Consider the following 2,445-nt stretch of genomic DNA (forward strand, 5'->3'; position numbering starts at 1 on the left):
TGACCATAAGCTCTCCCGAATCAGGAGAGCAGATTAACCCCTGGATCTAATTTCAGGCGTCGGATATGGATCACTTTCGCACCGTTGGTAACAAAGACGCTCAGCCTGTGTTCTTTTGGCTTTACTGAACAGGCTGTTTGGACTGACCCCGCCACGGTAGACGATCCTACTCTATATTTAGACTGACCCCACCCCGGTAGACGATCCTGCCCTATAGTTTGAGTATAGGGGGAGCGTATGGGCACACCACGATTTACACCTGAATTTAAGGAAGAAGCCGTCCGTCAGATAACGGAACGCGGTTATTCCGTTGCCGAAGTATCCGACCGTCTGGGCGTTTCTGCGCACAGTCTCTACAAGTGGCTACGGGCTATCAAGCCTGATAACAGCGAACAGCATGCCCGGGATTTACTGGAAGCCAAAAGCGAGATCCTGAAACTACGGGCGCAGCTAAAACGTACCGAAGAAGAACGGGATATCCTGAAAAAGGCCGCGCGGTACTTTGCAAGGGATCCCGACTGAAGTACCGCTTTATCAATGAACACCGCACTGTGTGGGGTGTGATGACGATGTATAGTGCCCATACCCGTCTATAACCATATGTGGGCCGGCCGGCCACGGCGGTATTTATCCGGGACAACACAGCAGTATCGTCAAAACTGGAATGTTGTCTGCGGTCCTGCCAGTCAGACTGTCGGTGAACCCTGATACTCAGTTGCGCATGCGACACACCAATGCTCCGGCAGACGTCGCCTATTCGTCGTCCCCAGGCAACAAGGGCGCATGCGCAATCCATTAATGGGATGGTTCGCCCCGCCCCGGTGTATAATTCTGGGGTTACGCTCACTCACTAATGAGGTGCATAATGAAAAATAAATCGATCCCGGATATTGTTTATTTAGGCATTGATATTGGTAAAAACTCCTTTCATATCGTCGGCCTTAATTCGAGCGGTAAACCTGTATTCCGAGCAAGGATGACAAGAGAACGGCTCATTGATTTTTTTCCCCGCTCGTCATCAATGACGGTTGGAATGGAAGCCTGTCCAGGCAGTAATTGGCTTTCCAGGAAGGCTAAAGCATACGGACATCTGGCCCGGATTGTTCCCACTCAATTTGTAAAACCTTTCGTCAAATCAAACAAAACCGATATCGTTGATGCTGAAGCTATCGCCGAAGCCATTTCACGTCCTACGATGCGCTTCGTTGCACCAAAAACTGAGGCACAGATTGATTTACAGGCCCTGCACCGGGTTCGGCAACGTCTGGTTTCACATAAAACATCTGTTATCAATCAGGCCAGGGCGTTTTTACTTGAGTACGGCATAACCATTGGTACTGGCGCGACTTATTTTGTCCGCGATGTGCCGGATAAACTGACAGATGAAAACAATGAGCTCACGCCAGCAATGCGCACCGTTCTTAACGAACTTTGGATGGAATATAAAGCTATCGAAGAACGTTTACTGCTGTTACGTAAAAGAATTGAGCAGCATGCCAGTGCAGACGATACTGCAACAAGGCTAACTTCCGTGCCCGGTATTGGTAAATTAACCGCAACAGCAATCACTGCTTTTGCCGGAAATGGCAACCAGTTTAAATCTGGTCGCGATCTTGCGGCCTGGTTAGGGTTGGTCCCAAGAGAACATTCTACTGGTGGTAAACAGCGGTTGCTGGGCATCAGCAAACGCGGAAACCCCTATCTTCGGAAATTACTTATCCATGGCGCCAGAACATGCGTTTTAAACCTTAATCGCACGAAAGATCGATTAGGCGCATGGATAAATAAAATGGAGGCCAGAGGTATCCACCGAAATAAGGTGATCGTGGCACTGGCTAACAAACTTGCACGAGTGGTCTGGGCCGTATTAACGCATAAAGCGACATTTTATCTATCACAAATGTAGTTAATATATTTTGATAACATCAACCTACAAAAGTTTGCAGGGTTTATCTGATGACAGAACAGTGCAACGACGTTCAGTAAATCTGGGACAAAAAAGCGGCTTCCGTAGCCGATCCATTTGATAGAAACTGAGCGTGCCTATCCCATCAAGGCCTTGCCGCCAAAAGCGGCTGACTCGCGAGAGGTCGGATACATTTACGCAAACTGATTCGGTCAAAGGCAACTTGCAAAACAGGGACGAACCATACATTTTTGCGCGGCTGAAGTCCACAGCCTCTTTAAGGATTTCAGCTTCCATCGTCTTTTTACCCAGAAGGCGCTGGAGCTCGCGGGATTTGCTTGTTGGCCGCAGACAGTTCGGAAGCGGTTACAACCTCTTCGCCGGAAGCCACGGCAGTCAGAGAACCGTCTTCATACTGCCTGCGCCATTTGAAGATCTGGTTGGGGTAGAGTCTTAGGACGTGGTGTAAATTCGGCAGGATGGTGAGAGCCATCGGCTTATCCGGTAAGGTAATGGTTAATCAGACGATTATCTTAAAA

General features: G+C 48.8%; 1 protein-coding gene and 3 pseudogenes. 2 read left to right on the forward strand and 2 right to left on the reverse strand.

The features are described from left to right. Positions 1–237 precede the first annotated feature (237 nt). Positions 238–572: pseudogene (locus ACI2JR_RS28180) on the forward strand (transposase); the annotation flags it as partial. 2 nt (positions 573–574) lie between these two features. Here ACI2JR_RS28180 and ACI2JR_RS28185 read toward each other — a convergent pair. Next, a pseudogene (locus ACI2JR_RS28185) lies at positions 575–796 on the reverse strand (IS3 family transposase); the annotation flags it as partial. 69 nt (positions 797–865) lie between these two features. Here ACI2JR_RS28185 and ACI2JR_RS28190 point away from each other — a divergent pair. Next, positions 866–1,906, forward strand: a complete 1,041-nt coding sequence (locus ACI2JR_RS28190; RefSeq protein ID WP_462480097.1) for an IS110 family transposase — start codon at positions 866–868, stop codon at positions 1,904–1,906. A gap of 234 nt (positions 1,907–2,140) precedes the next feature. On the opposite strand, the pseudogene ACI2JR_RS28195 reads toward ACI2JR_RS28190, so the two are convergent. Continuing rightward, positions 2,141–2,351: pseudogene (locus tag ACI2JR_RS28195) on the reverse strand (transposase); the annotation flags it as partial. Positions 2,352–2,445: the final 94 nt, after the last annotated feature.

Source organism: Klebsiella sp. NPDC088457, from assembly GCF_044900465.1.
GTDB lineage: Bacteria > Pseudomonadota > Gammaproteobacteria > Enterobacterales > Enterobacteriaceae > Klebsiella.

What these genes read in the sequence shown, in the direction of transcription:
- ACI2JR_RS28190 (WP_462480097.1), top strand. Translation starts at nt 866, where the DNA reads ATGAAAAATAAATCGATCCCGGATATTGTTTATTTAGGCATTGATATT.